The sequence below is a fragment of the Shewanella sp. 1311 genome, from assembly GCF_059338235.1.
The window spans coordinates 103,867-127,114 of sequence record NZ_CM181686.1; the positions used below are offsets into that span (position 1 = coordinate 103,867).

Annotated in this window: 17 protein-coding genes and 10 tRNA genes; 20 read left to right on the forward strand and 7 right to left on the reverse strand. The window is 46.3% G+C overall.

Annotated features, from left to right (window positions below; translation table 11 throughout):
• Positions 1 to 9: 9 nt before the first annotated feature.
• Complete coding sequence (psrA, locus tag AC5YB3_RS00565; protein ID WP_006081559.1) at positions 10 to 648, reverse strand: TetR family transcriptional repressor PsrA; 639 nt, start codon at positions 646 to 648, stop codon at positions 10 to 12.
• Positions 649 to 868: 220 nt separating this feature from the next.
• Between psrA and AC5YB3_RS00570 the strand changes: the two genes are divergently transcribed.
• On the forward strand, positions 869 to 2,734 hold the full coding sequence (locus tag AC5YB3_RS00570) for a M2 family metallopeptidase (protein WP_494526302.1): 1,866 nt from the start codon (positions 869 to 871) through the stop codon (positions 2,732 to 2,734).
• Positions 2,735 to 2,847: 113 nt separating this feature from the next.
• On the opposite strand, the gene smrA is transcribed toward AC5YB3_RS00570, so the two are convergent.
• On the reverse strand, positions 2,848 to 3,438 hold the full coding sequence (gene smrA / locus AC5YB3_RS00575) for a DNA endonuclease SmrA (protein ID WP_494526303.1): 591 nt from the start codon (positions 3,436 to 3,438) through the stop codon (positions 2,848 to 2,850).
• A gap of 118 nt (positions 3,439 to 3,556) precedes the next feature.
• Here smrA and AC5YB3_RS00580 point away from each other — a divergent pair, with 118 nt between their 5' ends.
• Together AC5YB3_RS00580 and AC5YB3_RS00585 are read left to right on the forward strand one after the other, a co-directional pair.
• The gene (locus AC5YB3_RS00580) at positions 3,557 to 4,132 is read left to right on the forward strand and encodes a YybH family protein (protein WP_006087192.1); all 576 of its coding nucleotides are present in this window, start codon (positions 3,557 to 3,559) and stop codon (positions 4,130 to 4,132) included.
• 108 nt (positions 4,133 to 4,240) lie between these two features.
• Positions 4,241 to 4,768 (forward strand): YchJ family protein, encoded by a 528-nt coding sequence (locus AC5YB3_RS00585; protein ID WP_494526304.1) that lies wholly within the window; start codon positions 4,241 to 4,243, stop codon positions 4,766 to 4,768.
• Between the two features lie 250 nt (positions 4,769 to 5,018).
• On the opposite strand, the gene AC5YB3_RS00590 is transcribed toward AC5YB3_RS00585, so the two are convergent.
• The 3 genes from AC5YB3_RS00590 to AC5YB3_RS00600 all read right to left on the reverse strand — a co-directional run bounded on the left by AC5YB3_RS00590 (position 5,019) and on the right by AC5YB3_RS00600 (position 8,478).
• Complete coding sequence (locus AC5YB3_RS00590; protein ID WP_494526305.1) at positions 5,019 to 7,202, reverse strand: putative bifunctional diguanylate cyclase/phosphodiesterase; 2,184 nt, start codon at positions 7,200 to 7,202, stop codon at positions 5,019 to 5,021.
• A gap of 251 nt (positions 7,203 to 7,453) precedes the next feature.
• Complete coding sequence (locus AC5YB3_RS00595) at positions 7,454 to 7,741, reverse strand: DUF406 family protein (protein WP_006081553.1); 288 nt, start codon at positions 7,739 to 7,741, stop codon at positions 7,454 to 7,456.
• 248 nt (positions 7,742 to 7,989) lie between these two features.
• Positions 7,990 to 8,478, reverse strand: a complete 489-nt coding sequence (locus AC5YB3_RS00600; RefSeq protein ID WP_494526306.1) for a VC2046/SO_2500 family protein — start codon at positions 8,476 to 8,478, stop codon at positions 7,990 to 7,992.
• A 125-nt stretch (positions 8,479 to 8,603) separates the two neighbouring features.
• Here AC5YB3_RS00600 and AC5YB3_RS00605 point away from each other — a divergent pair.
• The 4 genes from AC5YB3_RS00605 to AC5YB3_RS00620 all read left to right on the forward strand — a co-directional run bounded on the left by AC5YB3_RS00605 (position 8,604) and on the right by AC5YB3_RS00620 (position 10,423).
• A tRNA-Tyr gene (locus AC5YB3_RS00605) sits at positions 8,604 to 8,688 on the forward strand.
• 71 nt (positions 8,689 to 8,759) lie between these two features.
• Positions 8,760 to 8,844, forward strand: a tRNA-Tyr gene (locus tag AC5YB3_RS00610).
• 84 nt (positions 8,845 to 8,928) lie between these two features.
• Positions 8,929 to 9,013, forward strand: a tRNA-Tyr gene (locus tag AC5YB3_RS00615).
• A gap of 264 nt (positions 9,014 to 9,277) precedes the next feature.
• Positions 9,278 to 10,423: a PLP-dependent cysteine synthase family protein gene (locus tag AC5YB3_RS00620; RefSeq protein ID WP_494526307.1), complete on the forward strand. Its 1,146-nt coding sequence runs from the start codon at positions 9,278 to 9,280 to the stop codon at positions 10,421 to 10,423.
• Between the two features lie 179 nt (positions 10,424 to 10,602).
• On the opposite strand, the gene queE is transcribed toward AC5YB3_RS00620, so the two are convergent.
• The gene (queE, locus tag AC5YB3_RS00625; RefSeq protein ID WP_494526308.1) at positions 10,603 to 11,271 is read right to left on the reverse strand and encodes a 7-carboxy-7-deazaguanine synthase QueE; all 669 of its coding nucleotides are present in this window, start codon (positions 11,269 to 11,271) and stop codon (positions 10,603 to 10,605) included.
• A gap of 171 nt (positions 11,272 to 11,442) precedes the next feature.
• Between queE and queC the strand changes: the two genes are divergently transcribed.
• Both queC and rrtA read left to right on the forward strand, forming a co-directional pair.
• Positions 11,443 to 12,165 (forward strand): 7-cyano-7-deazaguanine synthase QueC, encoded by a 723-nt coding sequence (gene queC / locus AC5YB3_RS00630; RefSeq protein WP_107947455.1) that lies wholly within the window; start codon positions 11,443 to 11,445, stop codon positions 12,163 to 12,165.
• Positions 12,162 to 12,758 carry a rhombosortase gene (gene rrtA / locus AC5YB3_RS00635; RefSeq protein WP_494526309.1) on the forward strand — a complete coding sequence of 199 codons (597 nt, stop codon included), beginning with the start codon at positions 12,162 to 12,164 and terminating at the stop codon, positions 12,756 to 12,758. Before queC ends, rrtA begins: the two co-directional genes overlap by 4 nt.
• A 76-nt stretch (positions 12,759 to 12,834) precedes the next feature.
• Here rrtA and uvrB read toward each other — a convergent pair whose 3' ends face one another.
• Complete coding sequence (gene uvrB, locus AC5YB3_RS00640; RefSeq protein ID WP_006087199.1) at positions 12,835 to 14,841, reverse strand: excinuclease ABC subunit UvrB; 2,007 nt, start codon at positions 14,839 to 14,841, stop codon at positions 12,835 to 12,837.
• Between the two features lie 1,507 nt (positions 14,842 to 16,348).
• On the opposite strand from uvrB, the gene AC5YB3_RS00645 reads away from it, so the two are divergent.
• The 11 genes from AC5YB3_RS00645 to rsxC all read left to right on the forward strand — a co-directional run bounded on the left by AC5YB3_RS00645 (position 16,349) and on the right by rsxC (position 23,223).
• A tRNA-Asn gene (locus AC5YB3_RS00645) sits at positions 16,349 to 16,424 on the forward strand.
• 58 nt (positions 16,425 to 16,482) lie between these two features.
• Positions 16,483 to 16,558: transfer RNA gene (locus AC5YB3_RS00650), tRNA-Asn, on the forward strand.
• A gap of 32 nt (positions 16,559 to 16,590) precedes the next feature.
• Positions 16,591 to 16,666: transfer RNA gene (locus AC5YB3_RS00655), tRNA-Asn, on the forward strand.
• A gap of 49 nt (positions 16,667 to 16,715) precedes the next feature.
• Positions 16,716 to 16,791: transfer RNA gene (locus AC5YB3_RS00660), tRNA-Asn, on the forward strand.
• Positions 16,792 to 16,840: 49 nt separating this feature from the next.
• A tRNA-Asn gene (locus AC5YB3_RS00665) sits at positions 16,841 to 16,916 on the forward strand.
• Positions 16,917 to 16,965: 49 nt separating this feature from the next.
• Positions 16,966 to 17,041: transfer RNA gene (locus tag AC5YB3_RS00670), tRNA-Asn, on the forward strand.
• 49 nt (positions 17,042 to 17,090) lie between these two features.
• Positions 17,091 to 17,166: transfer RNA gene (locus AC5YB3_RS00675), tRNA-Asn, on the forward strand.
• Between the two features lie 208 nt (positions 17,167 to 17,374).
• A complete protein-coding gene (locus tag AC5YB3_RS00680; RefSeq protein WP_115334666.1) occupies positions 17,375 to 19,279 on the forward strand; it encodes an EAL domain-containing protein in 1,905 nt (634 codons plus the stop codon).
• 125 nt (positions 19,280 to 19,404) lie between these two features.
• Positions 19,405 to 19,983, forward strand: coding sequence for an electron transport complex subunit RsxA (gene rsxA, locus AC5YB3_RS00685; RefSeq protein WP_006081543.1), 579 nt, complete (start codon positions 19,405 to 19,407; stop codon positions 19,981 to 19,983).
• Between the two features lies 1 nt (position 19,984).
• The gene (gene rsxB / locus AC5YB3_RS00690; RefSeq protein ID WP_006081542.1) at positions 19,985 to 20,599 is read left to right on the forward strand and encodes an electron transport complex subunit RsxB; all 615 of its coding nucleotides are present in this window, start codon (positions 19,985 to 19,987) and stop codon (positions 20,597 to 20,599) included.
• A complete protein-coding gene (rsxC, locus tag AC5YB3_RS00695; RefSeq protein WP_494526310.1) occupies positions 20,593 to 23,223 on the forward strand; it encodes an electron transport complex subunit RsxC in 2,631 nt (876 codons plus the stop codon). The genes rsxB and rsxC overlap by 7 nt, the downstream gene beginning before the upstream one ends.
• The last annotated feature ends 25 nt before the right edge of the window (positions 23,224 to 23,248 follow it).

Genomic DNA, 23,248 nt, shown 5'->3' on the forward strand with positions numbered 1-23,248 from the left:
ACCTTTTAATTAAGAAGAAACAGGGACTGATACGCCAGCCGCCATATATGGGATCACTTTACGGATCACGGCTTCGATGTCGTTATGCTCACCAAACTCAGCAGCAGCGATATCGTTTAGGGCATCGGCGGACGCCATAGTGAATACGATAGTGCCTAAGGTAAAGTGTAAACGCCAAAACATTTCAGCGGGTGGAATATGTGGCGCACTGGCCGACACGGCTTTAACAAAAGCATCGAGATGCTGGCCGTAATGGGTAGTGATAAACCAACGTAAATGCCCTTGGCTTTCGATATAGCCGCGGCCTAAAAGCTGCAGGAAGATCGTAGTGCCTTCGGTACGTAGCGCGTTTAAATCCAATAAAGGATCGACCAGCGAAGACAAAATTTCTTCGAGTGTTGCTTGTGCTGGCGCGGCATTTAAGCGATTAATTTGGTTTGAAGCCGCAGGCATAAACACGTCTAAATAACGCGCTAATACTGCACGGATCAGCTCTTTTTTAGAACCAAAGTGATAATTGACCGATGCTAAATTCACCTCAGCCTTACTGGTGATGAGTCGCAACGAGGTCTCAGAAAAGCCCCGTTCGGCGAACAGTTTTTCTGCGGCATCAAGTATTCTAGTTTTTGTATCGGATCGACTTGCCATTCCGTGACCTTGAATTAATTTAAAACACTCGTTTAAATTAAACATTGGCACCACGGATGTCAAACTAAAATTGGACAAACTCACCGCTTTCTAGCCTGCATACCCACTGCATGTCGAACATCTACGAATTAAGTGTGACTAACAAGCCCATTAACCCTTGTGCAATAAGCCTTAGCTTTAGGTAAACTGTGTAACACAAAAACAACAAGGACAAGTAGACATGGTTATTTCATTGAATCGTCGCAGTAAAATCGCCCTCACAGTGGCCTTAACGCTGGGATTAACGGCCTGTAATGATGCACAAAGCAAAACCGACAAGCCTGCTAGCACTGAAGCGGCTGTCATCAATACCGCCCGAGATAAAGCACAAGCCATTGCTTTTATTAACGATGCTGAAGCTAAAATGGCTGAATTGTCGATTGAGTCTAATCGCGCCGAATGGATTTACAGCAACTTTATTACCGATGATACCGCGGCTCTGTCTGCCGCAGTCGGTGAAAAGGTCAGCGCAGCGTCGGTAAAATTTGCAACAGAGGCGGCTAAGTACGCCAATGTGCAACTCGATCCCGTTAATGCCCGCAAGCTTAATATCCTACGCAGTGCGTTAGTGTTACCCGCACCGCTCGACCCTGCGAAAAATGCCGAGCTTGCGCAAATAAGTTCAGAGTTAAATGGCTTATACGGCAAAGGCAAATACTGTTTTACTGACGGTAAATGTATGACCCAGCCTGAGCTATCGAGTTTGATGGCCGAATCACGGGATCCCGCAACCTTACTAGAAGCATGGAAAGGCTGGCGTGAAATCGCCAAACCCATGCGTCCCTTGTTTCAACGTGAAGTGGAACTGGCCAATGAAGGCGCTAAGGATCTTGGTTATGCAAACCTGTCTGAGCTATGGCGCAGTCAATATGATTTGAAACCCGATGATTTTTCACAGGAACTCGATCGTCTTTGGGGCCAAGTGAAACCCCTTTATGAATCATTACACTGTTACGTACGCGGTGAACTCAATAAAGAATACGGCGATAGCATCGCACCAACCACAGGACCGATCCCTGCACACTTGCTCGGTAACATGTGGGCCCAGCAATGGGGCAATGTGTATGACTTAGTCGCCCCTGACAATGCCGACCCGGGTTACGATGTCACTGAGCTACTGGCAAAAAATGGTTATGACGAGCATAAAATGGTGAAACAAGCCGAAGGCTTCTTCACGTCTCTAGGATTTGCACCATTGCCAGAAAGTTTTTGGGCACGTTCTCTATTTGTTCAGCCAAAGGATCGTGATGTGGTTTGCCACGCCTCGGCATGGGATCTCGATAATCTCGACGATATTCGTATAAAAATGTGTATCCAAAAGACCGCCGAAGATTTTAGCGTGATCCACCACGAACTTGGACATAACTTCTATCAACGCGCTTATAAACAGCAACCATTCCTGTTTAAAAACAGCGCCAACGATGGTTTCCATGAAGCGATTGGTGACACGATTGCGCTGTCGATCACCCCAAGCTACTTAAAACAGATTGGCTTATTAGATGAAGTACCTGATGCCTCTAAGGACATTGGCCTCTTACTGAAGCAAGCTTTAGATAAAATCGCCTTCTTGCCCTTTGGTCTGATGATAGATCAGTGGCGCTGGAAAGTGTTTAGCGGCGAAATCACACCTGCCCAATATAACCAAGCATGGTGGGATCTCAGGGAAAAATACCAAGGCGTAAAAGCACCGACGAAGCGCAGCGAAGCTGACTTTGATCCAGGCGCTAAATACCATGTGCCAGGTAATGTGCCTTACACTCGTTACTTCCTCGCGCATATTCTGCAATTCCAGTTCCATCAAGCGCTATGTGAAACTGCGGGCGATAAAGGTCCGGTTCATAGATGCAGTATTTATGGCAATCAAGTTGCGGGAGAGAAACTCAATAAGATGCTCGAGTTAGGTTTAAGTAAGCCATGGCCTGAAGCATTGAAAGAAGTCACAGGCAAAGAAGTTATGGATGCCAAAGCTGTGCTCGATTACTTCGCGCCACTTAAAACATGGTTGGATGAGCAAAATACTGCCGCAAATCGCCAATGTGGTTGGTAATGACGCGTTAAGTCATCGCCAAATTGCATAAAGCAAAATGCCCAACGAGATTGGGCATTTTTATTCCAGCTTATTATTCAATACTTTTTATCAAATACATGGCCTGTTTTGATCTAACGCCATCCCATGCCTTTACGATTGGCTTCACGGTTTTCAAGCTTTAGCTGTTCAGACTTAGTTAACATCACATACAGCGCCCCAGTGCCGCCCTGCTCAGTTTTCGCCGAATGATAGGCCAGCACCATATCCAGTTGTGATAACCAACAACACACAGCAGATTTGAGTAATCCCGCAAAGGGTTGGCTCTGATAACCTTTACCGTGGATCAACATCACACACCGCTCACCGTGCGCATGCGCTGCCAGTAAGTAGTTGAGTACGGCCTCGCGAGCTTGATTAAGCCGATAGGCATGCACATCGAGCTCCATCTTGATACTGTATTGCCCCATGCGTAACAGCTTGAAAACGCCGCCTTGTACCCCTTCACGTTTAAAGCTGACAATGTCATCCGGCGCTTGCTGCACAAACGCTTTTAAATCCAGCGGCATACACGCTAAATAAGCTTCCCTTTGTAAGGCATCACGTCTGTGGATTTGTTCCGCCGTTAACGCTTTGGGCGCAAAACTCACCACAGGCACCTCGCCTTTCAGTGGCACAACTCCAGCCATTTCCTCAAAAAACAGTGCTGATTCATCATCCAGCATGGCAAGCTCCTTTACTTCACACTCTTGTACAGAAACACACTTTGTAATCATTCAAGGCTTTAGTTCAGCGGGCGGCTCCATTATAGTGACGCCATGATTGCCAGATTAGAATAAAGTAATGAAATTTTTGCCGCTAGTCCTGATGTGCCTATTGTCGCTGCCAAGCTTAGCCAATCCAGCTAAAACGCATACAAAATCCACCGATGATCAATTGATCAACGCTAATTATCCTTTGTTTATTAGCGCTTTTAATCAATTGTCCCCTGAAGTGACTCGTGAGATTTATGCCGATGACGCTAGCTACTTGTCTGAGAGTCAAAGTAAAGAAATTTACTATGGCCGAGATAATATCGTCGCGATTTACCAAAAGTTTTTCGATAAAATCCGCGCGAAGAAAGCCACTATCGACGTCGATTTTCGCATCACCAAGCGTAAAATTATCGGCGATGGTGCCATAGATACTGGCTATTATTTGGTTCGATTTTACCCAGCAAAAGAAACGGGCGAACCTGTGAGTGAATTTGCAGGCAAATTTGCCATTGGTACAGAAAAAGTCTCAGCGACCCAATGGAAAGTGAGCTTAGACACCAATAATCGTGCAGAACCTAGCTATTACCTGAATGCGAAACCTGTGCCTAACTTGTATTATGGTCGCCAGTTCCCGCCTTTACCTGCGGGTAAGAAATTACCCTAAGTTTTGTGCTGACGCTATTTAACGCATTTAGATACAAGCCTAATGCGTTAGAATAAAATCCTAATTTATTGAAATAAATCATCATTTAATCGATATCGCAAAGAAAACATGATTACAACTGAACAAAGCTGCCCCTGTGGCAGTAGCAAACGCTATCAAGATTGCTGCAATCCACTGCATATTCATGTCGATTCTGGGCAAGTCGTTGCGCGCACGCCCGAGCAACTCATGCGCTCACGTTACTGCGCATTTGTGTTGAAAAATTTTGATTACATTTTGAAAACACATCATCCCGAGTACCTAAACGGCCTCACCCTAGCGTGTCTTAATACTGGCCCTCACCCACATTGGCTAGGACTAGAAGTACTCAGCAGCAGTGAAACACCCGCCCACAACTCTCAAGCTGCGAATCAAGCAATCGCGGAGCCAAGACATGGCACAGTGACATTTAAGGCTTGGTACAAACTCGAAGGTGAAATTGATGCTATCTATGAGCGTTCGGAATTTATCTATCAAACGGGCCGCTGGTATTACAGCCAAGGCCAGCAAATGACGGCGAAGTTACCCGGCAGAAATGATGCTTGCGTTTGCCATAGCGGTAAAAAATTCAAACAATGCTGCTTAAAGTCTCTCTGAGTTAACATCATAAGCTGTTGCTATGAGCATGCGGCGCAAAATTGTGCTGAAGAATTACAGTAATGGTTTACATCACTGATTTAACAAGCATAGAGATTAAAAAATAAAGACAGGCTAGGTTTATGCTCTAGATGTGTAGGCTAGATGCGTAATCTAAGTTAGCAATCTTACCTGCCCTTACTTTATCAAAAGTTATCAAGAGTCATCGCGAGTTATCGAAAACAGCGGTTTAAAAGCTGCTCACACCTGCTTAGTGGGTCAAGACCGAAGGGCTTTTGGCCGACAAGATAAATTGTGCAAACTCAGGCTCCCGTAATGCGGGACTATAGAGATAGCCCTGCGCCTGATGGCAAAAGCTTTTCGCTAAAAAGGCTTCTTGCTCAAGGGTTTCAACCCCTTCTGCCGTCAAGGAGATATTCAAAGCACTCGCCATGGCGATAATGGCTGAGACAATTTCGCGGCTTTCACGACTCACGGTGAGATCTGAAATAAACGACCGATCTATTTTGAGTTTACTGATCGGGAACTGCTTCAAATAGCGCATAGAGCTATAACCCGTGCCAAAATCGTCAATCGCGAGTCCCACGCCTAACTCAGCCAATTCTTGGCATAACAAGGTCGCATGGCGAATGTCGCCCATCAACTCAGTTTCAGTGATCTCTAAAATTAACGTATTAGGTTTCAATCGATAGCGAGTTAATAGCTGCCAGACCTGCTCGAATAAATTGCCACTGAAAAACTGACGGGCCGACACATTCACGTGCATCGTCATGTCCGCATTATGGTGTTGCCATAGGTTTAGCTGGCGACATGCGGCCTCTAACACCCAGCTGCCGATGGAATTAATCATCCCCGATTGCTCGGCAATGTCGATAAAAGACGCGGGGAATAACACGCCTCTTTTAGGGTGATGCCAACGGATTAAAGCTTCAGCACCTATGTAGGTATTCTGCTCTAAATCCCTCAGTGGCTGATAATAAAGCTCAAACTGACGGCCACGGATGGCACTGTGTAAATCACGCTCTATCTGTGCATCTTCTTTAAATGCGCTCAATAAAGTGCTGTTAAACACTTGGATTGCTGTGCCTTTTTTCTTTTTAGCATACTGCACAGCAATATCGGCACAGGTTAACGGGGCAAACAAACTCGCCACCGAGGCGATATCAACCACAGCTAAGGCAGGCTTGGGCTCGACTTGTTCGCGACCGATTAAGATAGGCATAGCCAGATGCTGATACAGACGCGTACTAAAATAATCGAGATCGTATACCGCGTTATCATCGGTCAGCAGCACGGCAAATTCATCGCTACCGACGCGGGCAATTTCGGTGGCTTTATTGATCTCGGAGAAATGTTTCAAACGGCGGGCGATTTCAATCAATAAGCTATCGCCATTCTCATGACCATAGGTATCGTTAAACCGTTTAAATCCAACCAGATCGACTAATAACAACAGTCCCTTATTGGTACGTTCAAGCACTCGATTAAAGTGGGTGCGGTTATGTAGCCCCGTTAATCCACAGCGCCAAGCGAGGCGTTCAAGCTCTAACTTGTAGTTGTGCTCATCGGTATTTTCTTCACACGAGACCAAGGCATAATGATTGCCGCGATCGGTAATAAATTGACTCAGCACGTATGTCAGCCAATAGCGGCTGCCATCGGCACGACTAAACTGCACTTCGCCTTTGGCAATTTCGCCCCTAAAAATTTGCGCTAGGGTTTGCTCGGCTAATTGGGCATGCTGCTTAAAAAAAGCCAATTCACGGATATTTGCGCCGATTATCTGCTCACGGGGCATGCCAGTGATTTCACTGTGCGCCTGATTCACATACTCGACTTTTTCAGTATGCAAATTAATGAGCATACTGATCTGCCGCGATTGCTCCGTCGCACAGCGAAACAAGCTCAGTCTTTCTTCTTTGTCGTAGCTGTGTTTTGTCGCTAAGGTCAGGGCTAATTGATCTGCCATCTGGCACGCGAGGTGGATTTCGCTATCGTGCCAATGGGGAGTAAATTGCGCCCGCTCGATGCAGAGCACACCTTCCAGACGACCATTGATGCGAATGGCGATGTCGAGACTCGAATTGATGTGCCGCGGGATAAAATAGCACTCTGCCAATTCACTTAAACGGGGATCGGTCAGCGTATTGCCAGCATCGATATGGCGCAGGGTTTTAAGCTCGTGCACATAACGGGGACAAGCTTGTAATAGTTTAGGCCTATGAATGTCTTGCAACATCATAGAACCAAATTGTGCAACGAGTGTTTGGGTTTGTTGATCAGCTGAGAACGTCCACACTGACACCAAAGAAACCGTTAAATTCTGGCACAACAACTCTGTGGCTAACTCTGCTGTCTTGGTGAAATCGCCCTGCTGTTTTGCAGTTGACTGAACCAAAGACTCCAATAAATGCTGATGCTGACGTCGCTTCACGCTGATTCCCTACAAAACTTCGTGTTGGGCTAAAGGTCTTTGCTACGCGCAAACGTACCTTGAAATGTGCAATTAAGCTGATTGAATTATTCTTATTTGGAGGCAGATTACACTATCTATTGTAAGTGCAGCAACATGTGGCACAATTTATTACAATTCAGTTAACAACTGCAGCATTTTTAGACAGTTAAAACGATTAAGTTCGAATTCTATCCGCTAAAATCTATCCGCTAAAAGTGCTGCACAAAAACTTATAAACCGTTTTCCAATTGGAAAATCATTTTCTCGGCGCTCACACCAAAGGTCAGCAGTAAATCGATACCCGCAGCCGTGGTCACAAACTCAGTTTGCACTTCAGCAAATCGAGCTTGGGCACGGCTCGCCATACTTTCTGCATCTGTTTGCGCGCTATCGCCAACAAAATTTAACGTCAATAAGGTATCGTGTTCATCAATGACGGCGCCGATATCGACAAAACTGCCACAATCGGTGCAAGTATCATTCACTGCCGGATTTTGTGCTTCTATTATGCCTTTCATCTGTATTCCTTATTTATAAAGCGACTGATTAACGGCATCACTAAACTATGCTCGCTAATTTATTTGCGCGGTAAGTGGCTAACTCGATAGGTTAATCAGAATTATAGGTAATTAAGCCTCAAGATAACTGGCTTTAGCTCACGCTTATTTACTGAAATGGCGCAGATTGACGCAATTGCTATTGCTATTGCTATTGCTATTGCTATAGCAGAACACGCGTTTTAAAGAACACTTGCAGGAGTTGGTAACTAGGCAGAAGCGAGCAGAGGCACCAGATTACGTTGGATTGCCAATTGATCGGCAAAATGCATGATTTCAACCTTAGGCGCGCTGAGTTGGCCCCTTTGCCTGAGCTGGGTGACATGATCACAGTTACTCAGGGCCTCGGCCATTGCTACGCTCTCACAGCCTCGGATCACTAAGGCTTCCGGTCGCAGTGCCTGCTGTAATTGAAATGCCCGCGGACCTTGGGCCATAAAAATACTGCTGTTATCGACTACAGGTTCGGCACAAGATAAATCCGCCATTAAGCTTTGCTGCGGTGGTAATTCGAACTGACGCTGTAATTTTTGCGCCATATCAAGCTCGTTTTGCCATTGAAATTGCGCCATGTCCCGTGCGTCAACCGACAGTAACGACAGCAACAGGGCGAATTCGCCCCGTCTGTCGTTTTCTATCGCCGCGTTTAAGCGGGTGCCAATTTGGGCTTCGTTGACTAAAGGAACATCAATTTGCATAAAAAAACATCGTCAAAACAATTCGTTGTTAGTTAATCGACCATTTGATGCATAACTTTAGGAAAATTTTTAAATTGGGTATTTACATGCAAAAGGTTTCTGACTACTATGGCGGCCGCAATTGAGGAGGGGTTCCCGAGTGGCCAAAGGGATCAGACTGTAAATCTGACGGCTCAGCCTTCGAAGGTTCGAATCCTTCTCCCTCCACCATTTGCACTGTAAGTTTGTGAGTGTTGTTCGAAAATGATGTAGAGTTTTACAAAAGCGTTAAAGGTATTCGTGGAGGGGTTCCCGAGTGGCCAAAGGGATCAGACTGTAAATCTGACGGCTCAGCCTTCGAAGGTTCGAATCCTTCTCCCTCCACCATCTTTATCTCTAACGCAGATAATCATTTTCAAGTACCAAACATGGCCAATGTTTGGTTGAGTTTTAAAAGTAAAGAAAGTTTGTGGAGGGGTTCCCGAGTGGCCAAAGGGATCAGACTGTAAATCTGACGGCTCAGCCTTCGAAGGTTCGAATCCTTCTCCCTCCACCATTTCTTTCATTGTATATACCGCTCTTGTTCAACTTCCGTTTTGTCTATTCCAGTTTTATCTGCCATAGCTTCATCTATTCATTTTGTTCTAATTACATTCTTTGTATTAAACTGCACTTCTATTTGAAGCCATCTTTTTAGTTCGCAATATTTGTCTTTAACATCAATCACGCCTCGCGCGACTTCAAGCTAATGCCCCCAAGCGAGTAACGCCAAGCAGATCCAATAAAACCGCTTTGCCCGTCCCTGTGATATGCTCTAAAAATGATCCCTTTCGAAGTGACTATGATGATATCTAACACAATTCAACCGCCAGTGGACTCACACAGCGCTCACAGACTCTGCCCAACGTGGGAAGCCCATGCGATAGGCAAGATTGAAGCGGATTTTCAGCGCAGCGCCGATACCCATTTGATTAAGCTTGAATTACCTATGCTCGATGGCATAGATATTTATCTTAAAGATGAAAGTACCCACCCGACAGGCAGCTTAAAGCATCGCCTCGCCCGCTCACTCTTCCTCTATGCCCTGTGTAACGGCTGGATTAAGCAAGGTACGCCCATTATCGAATCCTCATCGGGCAGCACAGCGATTTCTGAAGCCTATTTTGCCCGCTTACTCGGTTTACCTTTTATTGCCGTGATGCCTAAAAGCACGGCTAAAAAGAAGATTGAACAGATCACTTTCTATGGCGGCCAATGTCATTTTGTCGACCATTCCAGTGAGATTTACGCCGAATCGGCGCGCCTAGCCGCAGAGCTGGGCGGCCATTACATGGATCAATTCACCTACGCCGAGCGCGCAACAGACTGGCGCGGCAATAACAATATTGCCAATTCTATTTTCAATCAGATGGAACGCGAGCCACACACAATCCCGCGTTGGATAGTGATGAGTCCGGGTACAGGCGGCACATCGGCGACCATAGGCCGCTACATCCGCTATCAAAGGTTGGCGACCCAGCTTTGCGTAGTTGATCCGCAAAACTCGGTATTTTTTGATTTTTATCAGAGCGGCGATGCCAGCTTAACCTGTTGCAATGGCAGTAAAATTGAAGGCATAGGTCGACCAAGAGTCGAGCCATCGTTTATTCCTGGCGTTGTGGATTCTATGCTGCAAATCCCCGACGCGGCTTCCGTAGCGACAATTCATTGGTTAGAACAACTGATTGGCCGTAAAACCGGCGCATCGACGGGCACTAACCTGTACGGTGCATTGCAACTTGCCGTACAAATGCAAGCGCGCGAAGAACAAGGCTCAATCGTGACCCTAATTTGTGATTCGGGTGAGCGTTACCTCGATACCTATTACGATGCAGACTGGATTGCGGCTAACATCGGCGATATTGCGCCCTATCAGCGCCAACTCGCAGCATTCAATCATTTTGGTCAGCTAAGCGAGCTTGATTAAGCCCGTATGACTAAGCCCGTACGACTAAGCGCCTTTAATAAGTGTGCTTGATTAACCGACTCGATTAAATACTTTACCTTGAGTCGACGGCTTTAAAGTCCACCGCTAAACGTCAGCCATAAAAAACGCCCCACTGTTGTGAGGCGTTTTTTTATCGTTGGTAGAGTAACCCATGGGCATTAATCAATATTCAAATACTTATGGGTTTGGATCGATAAACGCCAATTACGGGCAATACACACCTTCATCGCCAGTTCAGTCGCTCTGGGCTTTTGGCTAATCGGCTGCAGGCAAATCGTTTTCGCTGAAATATCGATGTCTTGCAGTAACTCATCCAATTCAGCAATGTGATTTTCAGTGGCGATAGGATGCTTAATCTCATTGGCACGGTTCAGCGCCTGCGCTAATACCTTATAGCCACCTTTCATGTTCAACTTGGGCGATACCGTCACCCAAGTGTCATCGGCACAATTGATGTCGAAGGTGCCACTGGTTTCGATTTGGGTAGCAAAGCCTTGGTTGCGCAAGGTTTCAGTTAATTCGCGTAAATCGTACATACAAGGCTCGCCGCCGGTGATCACTATATGGCGCGCAGTAAAACCTTTAGCATGAAAAGCTGCGATAAGACTTTGCGCCGTATGATCTGCCCAGCGCCCAATAGTGCCGTCTACGGTAATGACTTGCTCTGGCGTCACTTTATTCACTTCAAGCACATCCCATGTCTGTTTCGTATCGCACCAAGCGCATCCCACGGGACAACCTTGCAGGCGGACAAATATGGCGGGCACTCCGGTAAAGACACCTTCACCTTGAATGGTTTCAAATACTTCGTTGACTGGGTAGTTCATGCTGGCGTTCCACTTTTCTGGGGCGGCATTTATAGTGGATTTTAGCTTGAGCTGCAAGTTTTTGCGCCGAGAAAGCCTATTTGATGCAGATCGCCAGAGTTTGCAAGGACTATGGCCTGAGTTACACTAACGGCCTATTTATAAGTGTTCTACGGTTAAGTGAAATCCTTTATGTCAACGAGCTTAGTGTCAAAACCCTTAGCGTCCAAAGCAGTGGTGGTATTCAGTGGCGGACAAGATTCGACAACCTGTCTTATCCAAGCCCTAACCCAGTACGATGAAGTACACGGGATCACCTTTGACTACGGTCAGCGTCACCGCGAAGAAATTGAAGTCGCCAAATCCTTAGCCAAACGCTTGAAGATCACTAGCCATAAAGTCATGGATGTCACCTTACTCAATGAGTTAGCGATATCGGCGCTGACCCGTGATGCGATTCCCGTTTCACATGAGTTAATGGAAAATGGGCTGCCGAATACTTTTGTGCCTGGACGTAACATTCTGTTTTTAACGCTTGCGGGCATTTATGCCTATCAATTAGGCGCTGAAGCGATTATCACAGGCGTATGTGAAACCGATTTTTCTGGTTACCCAGATTGCCGCAACGATTTTGTTAAAGCGATGGAATCTGCCTTAGTTCAAGGCATGGATAAACAACTTAAGATCATCACGCCCTTAATGTGGCTCAATAAGGCACAAACCTGGGCGCTGGCGGATAAATACCAGCAACTCGATCTGGTTCGCCACCACACCCTCACTTGCTATAACGGCATCATTGGCGATGGTTGTGGCGATTGCCCGGCTTGTCATCTGCGTAAACGTGGTTTGGACGATTATCTGCAGGATAAAACCGCAGTCATGGCTTCACTCGACGCTAGCGAGCCAAATGCATGACACGCAGTCCCTATTGGGTCGCGCTGGTGGTGAGTCTGATATGTGCGGGTTTGTATGTCGCAGGCTTAGCCAGTCCTGCTGTCGACAACCTGCTCGCCTATCGCCGTAGTGCTATTGCTGATGGTGAATGGTGGCGCTTAATCAGCGGTAATTTACTTCACACGAATCAGTGGCACCTGTTGATGAATCTTGCGGGTCTTTGGGTTGTGCTGTTTTTGCATCATTTCCATTACCATCTCAAAGGCTTAAGCGCACTATTCCTGGTATTATGCTTACTCGAAGGCATAGGCTTATATTTGGGCTATCCGCAATTGCTCGGTTATGTCGGCTTAAGCGGCATGTTGCACGGCCTATTCGCCTACGGCGCGGTGCAGGATATTGTCCGCAAGCTACGCTCAGGCTATCTGCTGTTACTTGGCGTTATCATCAAGGTTGGCCACGAACAGCTTTATGGCGCCAGCAATGATGTCACCGCCATGATAGGCGCGCGCGTGGCAACTGAGGCGCATTTGGTTGGCTTAATCTGTGGGCTGATTTGTGCTTTAGCGGTATTCATCACGTTGAAGTTTAGTCCCGTAAAAGTCTCTGCGTAATTCTCTGACAGACATAAAAAAGCCGTCGCAGCATAATTGCTGGACGGCTTTTTTAATCTTTAGCGTTAAGGTAAATCTAGGCCTTGATCAACAAGTCCCGCAAATGCTTGACTTCATCACGCATCGCCGCTGCTTGTTCGAACTCTAAGTTACGCGCATGTTCGTGCATCTTCTTCTCAAGCTGATCGATTTGATGGCTCAACTCAGTCGCATCGGCTTTATGGTAATGGGACTTAGGTTCAGCCACTTTGCCATACACAGCTTTACTGTCGCGGCCGTCATCGACATCCATCACATCGGTGATCCGTTTAACCACGCCCTTAGGGGTGATACCGTGCTTTAAGTTGTGCGCGCGCTGGCGTTCACGTCGGCGGTCAGTTTCACCAATGGCCTTCGCCATCGAATTGGTAATGCGATCAGCATAGAGAATGACTTTGCCATTAACGTTACGCGCGGCGCGGCCAATGGTTTGGATAAGCGAGCGTTCTGAGCGCAGGAAGCCCTCTTTATCCGCATCTAAAATACACACCAGTGACACTTCTGGCATGTCTAAGCCTTCACGCAATAGGTTGATCCCAACCAACACATCAAACTTGCCTAAACGCAGATCGCGGATGATCTCCACCCGTTCGACTGTGTCTATGTCCGAGTGCAAATAACGCACTTTTACACCATGTTCGTCGAGGTATTCGGTCAAATCCTCCGACATACGCTTGGTCAGCGTCGTCACTAACACCCGCTCGTTAACAGCGACGCGCTTGGCGATCTCGGACAATAAATCGTCCACTTGAGTCCCGACAGGACGCACTTCTAATTCAGGATCGAGTAAACCCGTTGGCCGTACGACCTGCTCGGCAATCTCACCTTCGCTTTTTTCCAGCTCGTAGACACTCGGTGTCGCCGACACATAAATGGTTTGCGGCATCAATTGCTCAAACTCTTCAAACTTGAGCGGTCGGTTATCTAAGGCTGATGGTAAGCGGAAACCGTATTCCACCAGTGTGGTTTTACGAGAACGGTCACCTTTGTACATGGCGCCGATTTGCGGCACAGTCACATGGGATTCGTCGATAATTAATAGACCGTCAGCGGGCAAATAGTCGAGTAAGGTTGGCGGCCCTTCCCCCGGTGCGCGACCAGATAAATAGCGCGAGTAGTTTTCGATGCCAGAGCAGTAACCTAACTCCACCATCATTTCCACATCGTATTGCACTCGCTCATGGATACGCTGGGCTTCAATTAACTTGTTGTTATCGAGTAGAAATTGCTTACGCTCGCGCAGCTCTTCTTTAATAAACTCAGTGGCGGCGATGATTTTTTCCCGCGGCGTCACATAGTGAGTCTTAGGGTAAACCGTTGTACGGGCGATGCGCTTAATGATATGGCCGGTTAACGGATCAAACTCGCTTAAACGCTCAATCTCATCGTCGAACAACTCGACACGGATGGCATTACGCTCAGAATCGGCAGGGAAAACATCAATCACCTCACCACGTACGCGATAGGTGCCGCGCTGTAGCTCGATATCATTGCGTTTATACTGCAACTCACTGAGGCGAATTAAGATATCACGCTGCCCCATCACATCGCCTTGGCGTAGATGCAGCAACATTTTTAAATAGGAGTCAGGATCTCCCAAACCATAAATAGCCGACACAGAGGCAATGAGCACCACATCTTTACGCTCTAATAGCGCCTTCGTCGCCGACAGGCGCATTTGCTCTATGTGGGCATTAACCGACGCGTCTTTCTCAATAAAGGTATTCGACGCAGGCACATAGGCTTCTGGCTGATAATAATCGTAGTAAGAAACAAAATACTCGACCGCATTATGGGGAAAGAACTCTTTCATCTCGCCATAAAGCTGCGCCGCCAAAGTTTTATTGGGCGCCATGATAATCGTGGGGCGACCTAACTTTTGGATCACATTGGCAATCGTGAAGGTTTTACCTGAGCCGGTCACCCCGAGTAAGGTTTGGCAAGCTAAACCCGCTTCGAGTCCATCGACTAATTTGGCTATCGCTGTAGGTTGGTCGCCTGCGGGGGCGAATTGCGATTCAAGCTGAAAAACAGATTCTGACACGCGCACATATCCTTTTAATGAGTCGCCCCATTCTAATCAAGTCACCGACTAAGCTCCACAGTTATCCTTCCTGTGGTCAATTCAATACGCATTAACACCGCTAGATGACAATTTAGTGGAAGAAACATGAAACTTTTAGACCAAGCCATTTTCAACGTTTTTTGCTCACAAAACACCCGTAAACTAAGCAAAAATGCCAATTTAATACACAAGAAATCAATTTCGTTCGATTACAAAATTGCAACCTGATTTTCACCCTAAATAAAAACCACTTGCTTTTAATACTCAATTGATAATATTGAAGTTTATTTTTCCCACCCAAAATAGTGCATTTTAAGTCCGACGCCCATACGCCAAGGCTTTGACGGCCATTTATTCGGACAACTCACAGGGTTATCCACAGATTTTGTTGATAAGTCGAAATAACCGAGAAACCACGCGGGATTGGAGGCTGTTATACACCTTAATGGCAGCCACTCAACATTTGGTAATTTAATTACATTTGATAAATGTTGCTACTTGTATCGATTTCACTAACTGCAATTGACCCAGGTTCTCACAGTGCAACGCGTCACTCGCTTGTAGCAACAGACGCTACTAATTTGATTAATGCTAAATTTAAATCAGTTACTTATTTATAGAGCAGCTTACAACGGGCGTTCTAACTTTGGCAGAGAAACAAACAGCTAGGACTTCTCGCTTACTAGCATGTTTGCGCCAAACTAAAATCTAACATAAAGCTCATCATCAAACGCTAAACAAATATTTTTATCCTTTAATGAATCGACATTCAAGATACGCGTCATCGCCATAAATGGTTCACTCTTACTGTAAAGGTCTTCTATATACGACTGAAAGGTAGCTTAACTATTAGCTTACTCACTGCTCACTTTTGATAGTTCACTGTTGATAGTTGATAGTTGATAGTTGATAGTTGATAGTTGATAGTTGATAGCCAATGGTTCATCGATCATGGTGACTTACCCAGCACGTAGAAAGAAGCTTTACTTAATCGTCTACCTTACGCCAACAAGTCTAACGGTTTAACCCAATCGTTATTTACCGCTAATTCAATCCCCTTTTCATGCAGCCCAATAACTTCACGCCGCATCGCTATCTCGACTCATCTTGCTTAACCAATGCTTATCAATCTGCTAAAAAGATGAGATAAACCCGAAGCGATAGCTGGCGGCACTTCAGCTTTAGGCTGTTTAAGCCTATTCATTGGCCTTAAGCTCGGCTGATTTTTAAAAAGTGCTTATTTTTTAACGAGTGATTTCAATTTCATAGAAATTTCACCCCACAAACGATGGCGTCGTTCAAAGCTATATTGCGAATTGTTAAGTGGTTTTTCACTAAAAATGTCGAATTCTGCACCACGATGCACATTAGATGAGCACTTAACAGCATAATTACACTTTTTTTAGTAACTCGAGTTGACTCATCCCACAGAGCGTTTTACTATGCGCTCCGTTCTCAACGAGTCGCTACGACTGTGTGAAACGATTCCCCTGTAGTTCAGTCGGTAGAACGGCGGACTGTTAATCCGTATGTCACTGGTTCAAGTCCAGTCAGGGGAGCCAATTTCAACACTGAGTAAAGGCAAGTAGGACAAAGCAGTAAAGATAAGTTGTAAACGATTCCCCTGTAGTTCAGTCGGTAGAACGGCGGACTGTTAATCCGTATGTCACTGGTTCAAGTCCAGTCAGGGGAGCCAATTACATTATTGCACTGCTGTTTTAAGACGATTCCCCTGTAGTTCAGTCGGTAGAACGGCGGACTGTTAATCCGTATGTCACTGGTTCAAGTCCAGTCAGGGGAGCCACTTTTAAAGCGTTGTATCAGTAAAATCGATAGCAATATCGCACCTCGATTCCCCTGTAGTTCAGTCGGTAGAACGGCGGACTGTTAATCCGTATGTCACTGGTTCAAGTCCAGTCAGGGGAGCCACTTTTAAAGCGTTGTATCAGTAAAATCGATAGCAATATCGCACCTCGATTCCCCTGTAGTTCAGTCGGTAGAACGGCGGACTGTTAATCCGTATGTCACTGGTTCAAGTCCAGTCAGGGGAGCCACTTTTAAAGCGTTGTATCAGTAAAATCGATAGCAATATCGCACCTCGATTCCCCTGTAGTTCAGTCGGTAGAACGGCGGACTGTTAATCCGTATGTCACTGGTTCAAGTCCAGTCAGGGGAGCCACTTTTAAAGCGTTGTATCAGTAAAATCGATAGCAATATCGCACCTCGATTCCCCTGTAGTTCAGTCGGTAGAACGGCGGACTGTTAATCCGTATGTCACTGGTTCAAGTCCAGTCAGAGGAGCCATTTTCTTCTTCGTTTTAATCTCAATTCTTTGCTTCTTCTGGCTTCTAGCTAAGCTATTCTTTTCCGTTTTGTTTTTAAGCAAATGCAGTTACACTGTTAGCAGCTTGTTGAACAAATTTATGAGTATCTTCACACAGATAGCGGTTTTTAAGTATTCTTGGCTTAAACTTATCTTGTTCGAACTCACCAAAATCTAGAGCGGATTTTTATGGCCATGTCAAAATCATATCCAATTTTTTTACTGCTTATTTTCTTAGGTCTCTTTGCTTGGGTGTATCAAAGCGAAAACAGCCAATTGCAAGTCCAACAGCAGCAAGAACTCGATAGCTTTAAATCTAGCTTAAGCCGCTACCAACAATGGCAGGGTAACGGTGTAGAACTCTTTAAAAAACTTTCTGAAAACTACTCATTCCAGTTCTTCCAATATATTGATGATACCGACGGCCAACTGAGCCATACCGAAGGAAGCTTAGACAGTCAACATCCCCATCCTTTAGCGAGTTTATTTTCCATCGAACTCAGCCACACACAAAAATTGGCATCGGGTCGTTTACAGGTCAAGCTCAGTGCAAACCAAGCCATTGATACTGCAATTAGTAACACTCAAAAACTCGGTGTCATGTTGCTAGTGACTTACCTTATTTTGCTATTAGTGTTTATTCTATTAATGTCGAAACTCAGAGCTGCGGTACGTTATGCTGCTGATTATATTTCAAAAATACCCGAGTTAGGCTTTTCTGCCGTCGCAGCATCGAAACTCACTGGCGAGCTCACCCCTATTGGTATCTCCCTCGAAGAATGTCGCCTGCAACTTAAAGCCCAAATCGATAAGCTCAATCAAGAAAATGAAAAACTGCATAAAGCAGCCTATCAAGACGCCGTCACAGGTTTTGGTAGTCGCCAACGGTTCACCCAAAAATTAGAAACCATTAGTCATCCCGATATTCCTCAACTTGGGCTGATGGCAATGGTTAAAGCGACTGAGCTGACCCTCATTAATCAAAAACAAGGCCGTTCAGCGGGTGATGATTATCTTTCGAGTGTGGCTAATTGCATCCGCAAAGCCTGTAGCAAATATGCAGATGCTGAATGTTTTAGGGTATCGAGTGCCGATTTTGCGGTGTTTATTCCCGATGTCATGCTGAAAGATGCACCGAAATTTTTAGACCAATTAAAAATTTACCTCGATGAATATCTGCAAATGACAAAAGCAGAATCCGTCGCCCATATAGGCTTAGTCCCCTATCGCCAAGGTACCGAAGCGGTTAATTTACTGACAATTGCCGATACCGCGGTCAGCATAGCTCAGACCCTTGGCCCCAATAGCTATCACATTCAAGAGAAACTCAATGGGGATGAGCAGTTTGGTGACGATCGTTGGAAGATGGCGATTCATGATTTAGTGACACGCCAAGCATTGAAATTCTACCAGCAGCCTATTCAGCCGTGTCGTACCGATGTAGAGGTTTACCGTGAGTTGTTGGCGCGTTTTTACAATAGCGAAGGCAAGTTCTTACCTACCACCACAGTGATTGCTATGGCTGAACGTCACGGTATGAGCTCAGAATTAGATAAACTGGTTGTGATCAGTGCATTAAAGATGCTTAAGGAAAACCCGACTATTTCTGGTAACTTTGGTATCAATATCAGCGCATTTTCAGCCCATCAAGACATGTTTGTCGCTTGGCTAAAAGACATACTAGGTAAGCAAAAATACATAGCATCGCGTTTAGTCTTTGAGATCAACGAGTCCGGCATGCAGTCTAACTTAGGGGCGAGTTATAAGTTTGTTCGCGAAGTACACAGTGTTGGTTCACGGGTGTCGATTGAGCGTTTTGGCATGAGCTTTACCTCCTTCAAATTCTTCAGCGAAGTGCGCCCCGACTACATTAAGCTCGATGGCAGCTACACGTCTAACATCGATGAAGACAGCAATAATAAGTTCTTTGTGCGTATGATGGTGGATGTCGCCAGACGAATTGGCATTCGGGTCATCGCAACCAGTGTCGAACGCCAAGAAGAAAAATTAACCCTCGAAAAACTCTTAGTCGATGGATTGCAGGGCTATTACATCGCACAACCCCAAGCCATGGCCATTACAGATCAGATTTAATACTTTAACGGGTTAATTCATCGCCAAAATTTACAGTAAAGATGGTTAACCCTGCATTCTATATGTTGTTTATGCATACGGAAAAGTCGATAATACGGCCAAGATCCGTTTAGAAAAGTATTAGGATGACTGAATATCTCCTCTTGTTGATCAGTACAGTGCTGGTCAACAATTTCGTTTTAGTGAAATTCTTAGGCCTGTGCCCTTTTATGGGGGTCTCCAGCAAATTGGAGTCCGCTATTGGCATGTCTATGGCGACCACTTTTGTGCTGACGTTAGCCTCTATTCTCAGTTATCTCGTCAACCAGTATCTGTTATTACCCTTTGACCTGAGTTATCTGCGAACCATGAGCTTTATTTTAGTGATTGCCGTTGTGGTGCAATTTACTGAAATGGTCGTGCAAAAGACCAGTGCCGCTCTGCACCGTGCCTTAGGAATTTACCTGCCGCTTATCACGACTAACTGCGCGGTATTGGGCGTAGCCTTATTAAACGTGAATGAGAAGCACGATTTTATCCAATCGGCTATCTATGGCTTTGGTGCTGCGTTAGGCTTCTCATTAGTGTTAATTCTCTTCTCGGCGATGCGCGAGCGTTTAGCGGCCGCCGATGTCCCCTTACCTTTCAAAGGCGGGGCGATTGCGATGATCACCGCAGGTCTTATGTCACTCGCCTTTATGGGATTCACAGGATTGGTTAAGTAAGATGTCCGGAATTTTAATTGCAGTCATATTGTTGACCCTATTGGCATTAGTCTTTGGGGTATTGCTCGGTTTTGCCGCCCTTAAATTCAAGGTCGAAGGCAATCCGATTGTCGATGAGCTAGAAGCAATTCTGCCACAAACCCAATGCGGTCAATGCGGTTACCCAGGTTGTCGTCCCTATGCTGAAGCCATTGCCAATGGTGATAAAGTCAATAAATGCCCTCCTGGCGGCACTGCCACCATGGAAAAGCTGGCGACCCTAATGGGCGTCGAGCCAGAGCCGCTGAATGCCGAAGCACAATCTCAAGTGAAAAAAGTCGCCTACATTCGCGAAGATGAATGTATTGGCTGCACTAAATGTATTCAAGCCTGCCCTGTGGATGCGATTATCGGTGCAGGAAAGCTCATGCATACCGTGCTGACAACCGACTGCACGGGCTGCGATCTCTGCGTTGAGCCTTGTCCTGTCGATTGTATTGATATGATCCCAGTCACCCCAAATCTTAAAAATTGGAACTGGCGCTTAAATGCTATCCCAGTGACGCTCATCCAAGAAAACAGTATTCAAGAAACCAATATTCAAGAGACAAAGTCTGAAGAGGAAAAGCGGTGTTAACTTTATTAGATCAATTAGATAAAGGAACCCTTTGGCGCTCACCCGGTGGAATACATCCTCCTGAAGTCAAATTCCTCTCCAACGCGACGCCGATTGGCCAACTGCCATTAGCCTCGACGTACTTAGTGCCCGTCCCTCAAGTCGGTGAAAACTGTACGCTTGCGGTGAAGGTTGGCGATAGCGTCTTAAAAGGCACGCCGTTAACGCAAGGCACCTCGATTTGGCATTTACCTGTGCATGCGCCAACATCGGGCACTATTGTTGCTATCGAACCAAGGGCGAGCAACCATGCCTCTGCATTGCCGGTTAACACTTGCGTTATCGCAGCCGATGGCAAAGACACCTGGTGCGAGTTGGTGCAAAATCAACTTGATGACTTAAGCCATCAGCAAATCGTCGATAAGGTACGCTCAGCCGGTATTGCGGGTATGGGCGGCGCAGCGTTTCCGACTCACATCAAGCTTAATCCGGTCAGTGAAATCGATTTAGTCATCATCAACGGCGTCGAATGCGAACCTTATATCAGCGCCGATGACAGATTAATGCGTGAATACAGCCAAGATATCCTCGCAGGTATTGGCATAATTCATCGGCTATTAACGCCAAAACGCATTGTTATCGCCATTGAAGACAATAAACCTGAAGCGGCCAAAGCCATGCAAGCTGCTGTCAGCCAATGCGGACTCCCAGCGGGCAGCATTCGGGTCACGGTTATCCCGACAAAATACCCTTCTGGCGGTGAAAAGCAGTTAATTCAGATCATTACTGGCCGCGAAGTGCCCTCGGGCGCCATTCCCGCCAAACTCGGTATCGTGGTACATAACGTCGGTACTGCCTATGCAATTAATCAAGCCGTCACTCAAGGCAAGCCTTTGGTTGAACGCGTTGTGACTGTGACAGGCAGAAATGTCGGCAAACCAGGGAACTACTGGTTACCGATAGGCACGCCCGTTGATCACGTTCTGACTGCAACTGAATTCACGCCAGAGCCTGACCAAAAGGTGATTATTGGCGGGCCTATGATGGGCCATGCGTTAGCGAATATCCAAGTGCCTATTTTAAAAGGTACTAACTGTATTCTGGTGCCAAGCAGCCAAGAAATTGGTAGCACGCCCGAAGAAAAAGCCTGTATCCGCTGCGGCGAATGCGCCACTGCCTGCCCTGCACTCTTGTTGCCACAACAACTCTTTTGGCACGCCAAGGCCGAAGAATACGATAAAGCCGCCAGTTACAATCTAAAGGATTGTATTGAATGCGGTTGTTGTAGTTACGTTTGCCCGAGTGATATTCCATTAGTAGAGTATTACCGCATTGCCAAATCAGCACTCAAACAAGCCGCCGATGAGAAGCAGCAAGCAGAGCGCGCCAAACAGCGCTTCGATGCCCGCTTAGCGCGTCTTGAAGAAGAAAAACTGGCCCGTGAAGCTAAGGCGAAAGAGGCGTCTGAACGTCGACAAGCCAGCATGACAGGCACAGATAAAAATGCCGTCGCCGAAGCCATGGCGCGTATCGCTGCGAAAAAAGCTGCTGCACAAGCTGTCACTGGCGAATCAATTACCGAAGAGTCAAGCGTCACAACAACTGACACCACGGAAGTGCCAAAAGGTAAGGCCGCCGTTGCCGCCGCCATCGCCCGTGCTAAAGCGAAAAAAGCTGCCCAAGCAAATGCCGATGGTACTGACACCAATGGTGCTGAAACAGACAATGCTGTGACTATGGATGCAAACGACTCCATCTCAGCAACAGATACGATAGCGCAGGAAGCGCCGTTATCCCAGAAAGACAAAGTCGCTGCGGCAATTGCGCGCGCCAAGGCCAAAAAAGCGGCTCAGCAAACCGATACTGCACCGCTTGAATCTACTGAAACCGCTGATAACACACCAGCACTCAGCGCTGACGATGATAAAAAGGCGAAAGTAGCAGCAGCCGTTGCTCGTGCCAAAGCTAAGAAAGCGGCGCAGCAAGCAGAAACCGCCGCTAGTGATATTGAAGTTAGCAATACTGAAATTAGCGTTAGTGACGTTAATGATGCTGAAGCGATTAAGAAAGCCAAAGTAGCCGCCGCAGTTGCTCGCGCTAAAGCGAAAAAAGCCGCTCAACAAGCTGAGACAAATGCTGAAAATGGTTTAAACCAGACCACAACTCCAGCAGTTGATTCCGCAGCTAACGTTCATGCAGATGTGAATGCTGATGCAGAAACCGCTGTTAATGCAGCCGCTACTGATATTGAAGTTAGCAACGCTGACGTTAGCGTTAACGACGCTGAAGCGATTAAAAAGGCCAAAGTGGCCGCCGCTGTTGCTCGTGCTAAAGCTAAGAAAATAGCAGCTGCATCAGCGGAGTCTAAAACTGATGCTGAAATAGAGTCCGTTGACGAGATCCAAACTGAAGCTAACGTGGCATCGCCCTCGATAGCAGCAACGCTTGATACTGCAACAACTGAAGCTGATGCCGTTTTACCATCGGTGGGATCCACTGCAGAGCCCATTGAAACGGCGCCTTTATCGAGTGATGAGCTTAAAAAAGCGCGGATTGCTGCGACCATCGCCAAGGCAAAAGCCAAAAAAGCGGCACTCGCCCAAGAAGCCAACGCTTCGAGCGACTCAAGTGTGACTAATGATTAAGAACAGAATGATTAAAAGGGAACAC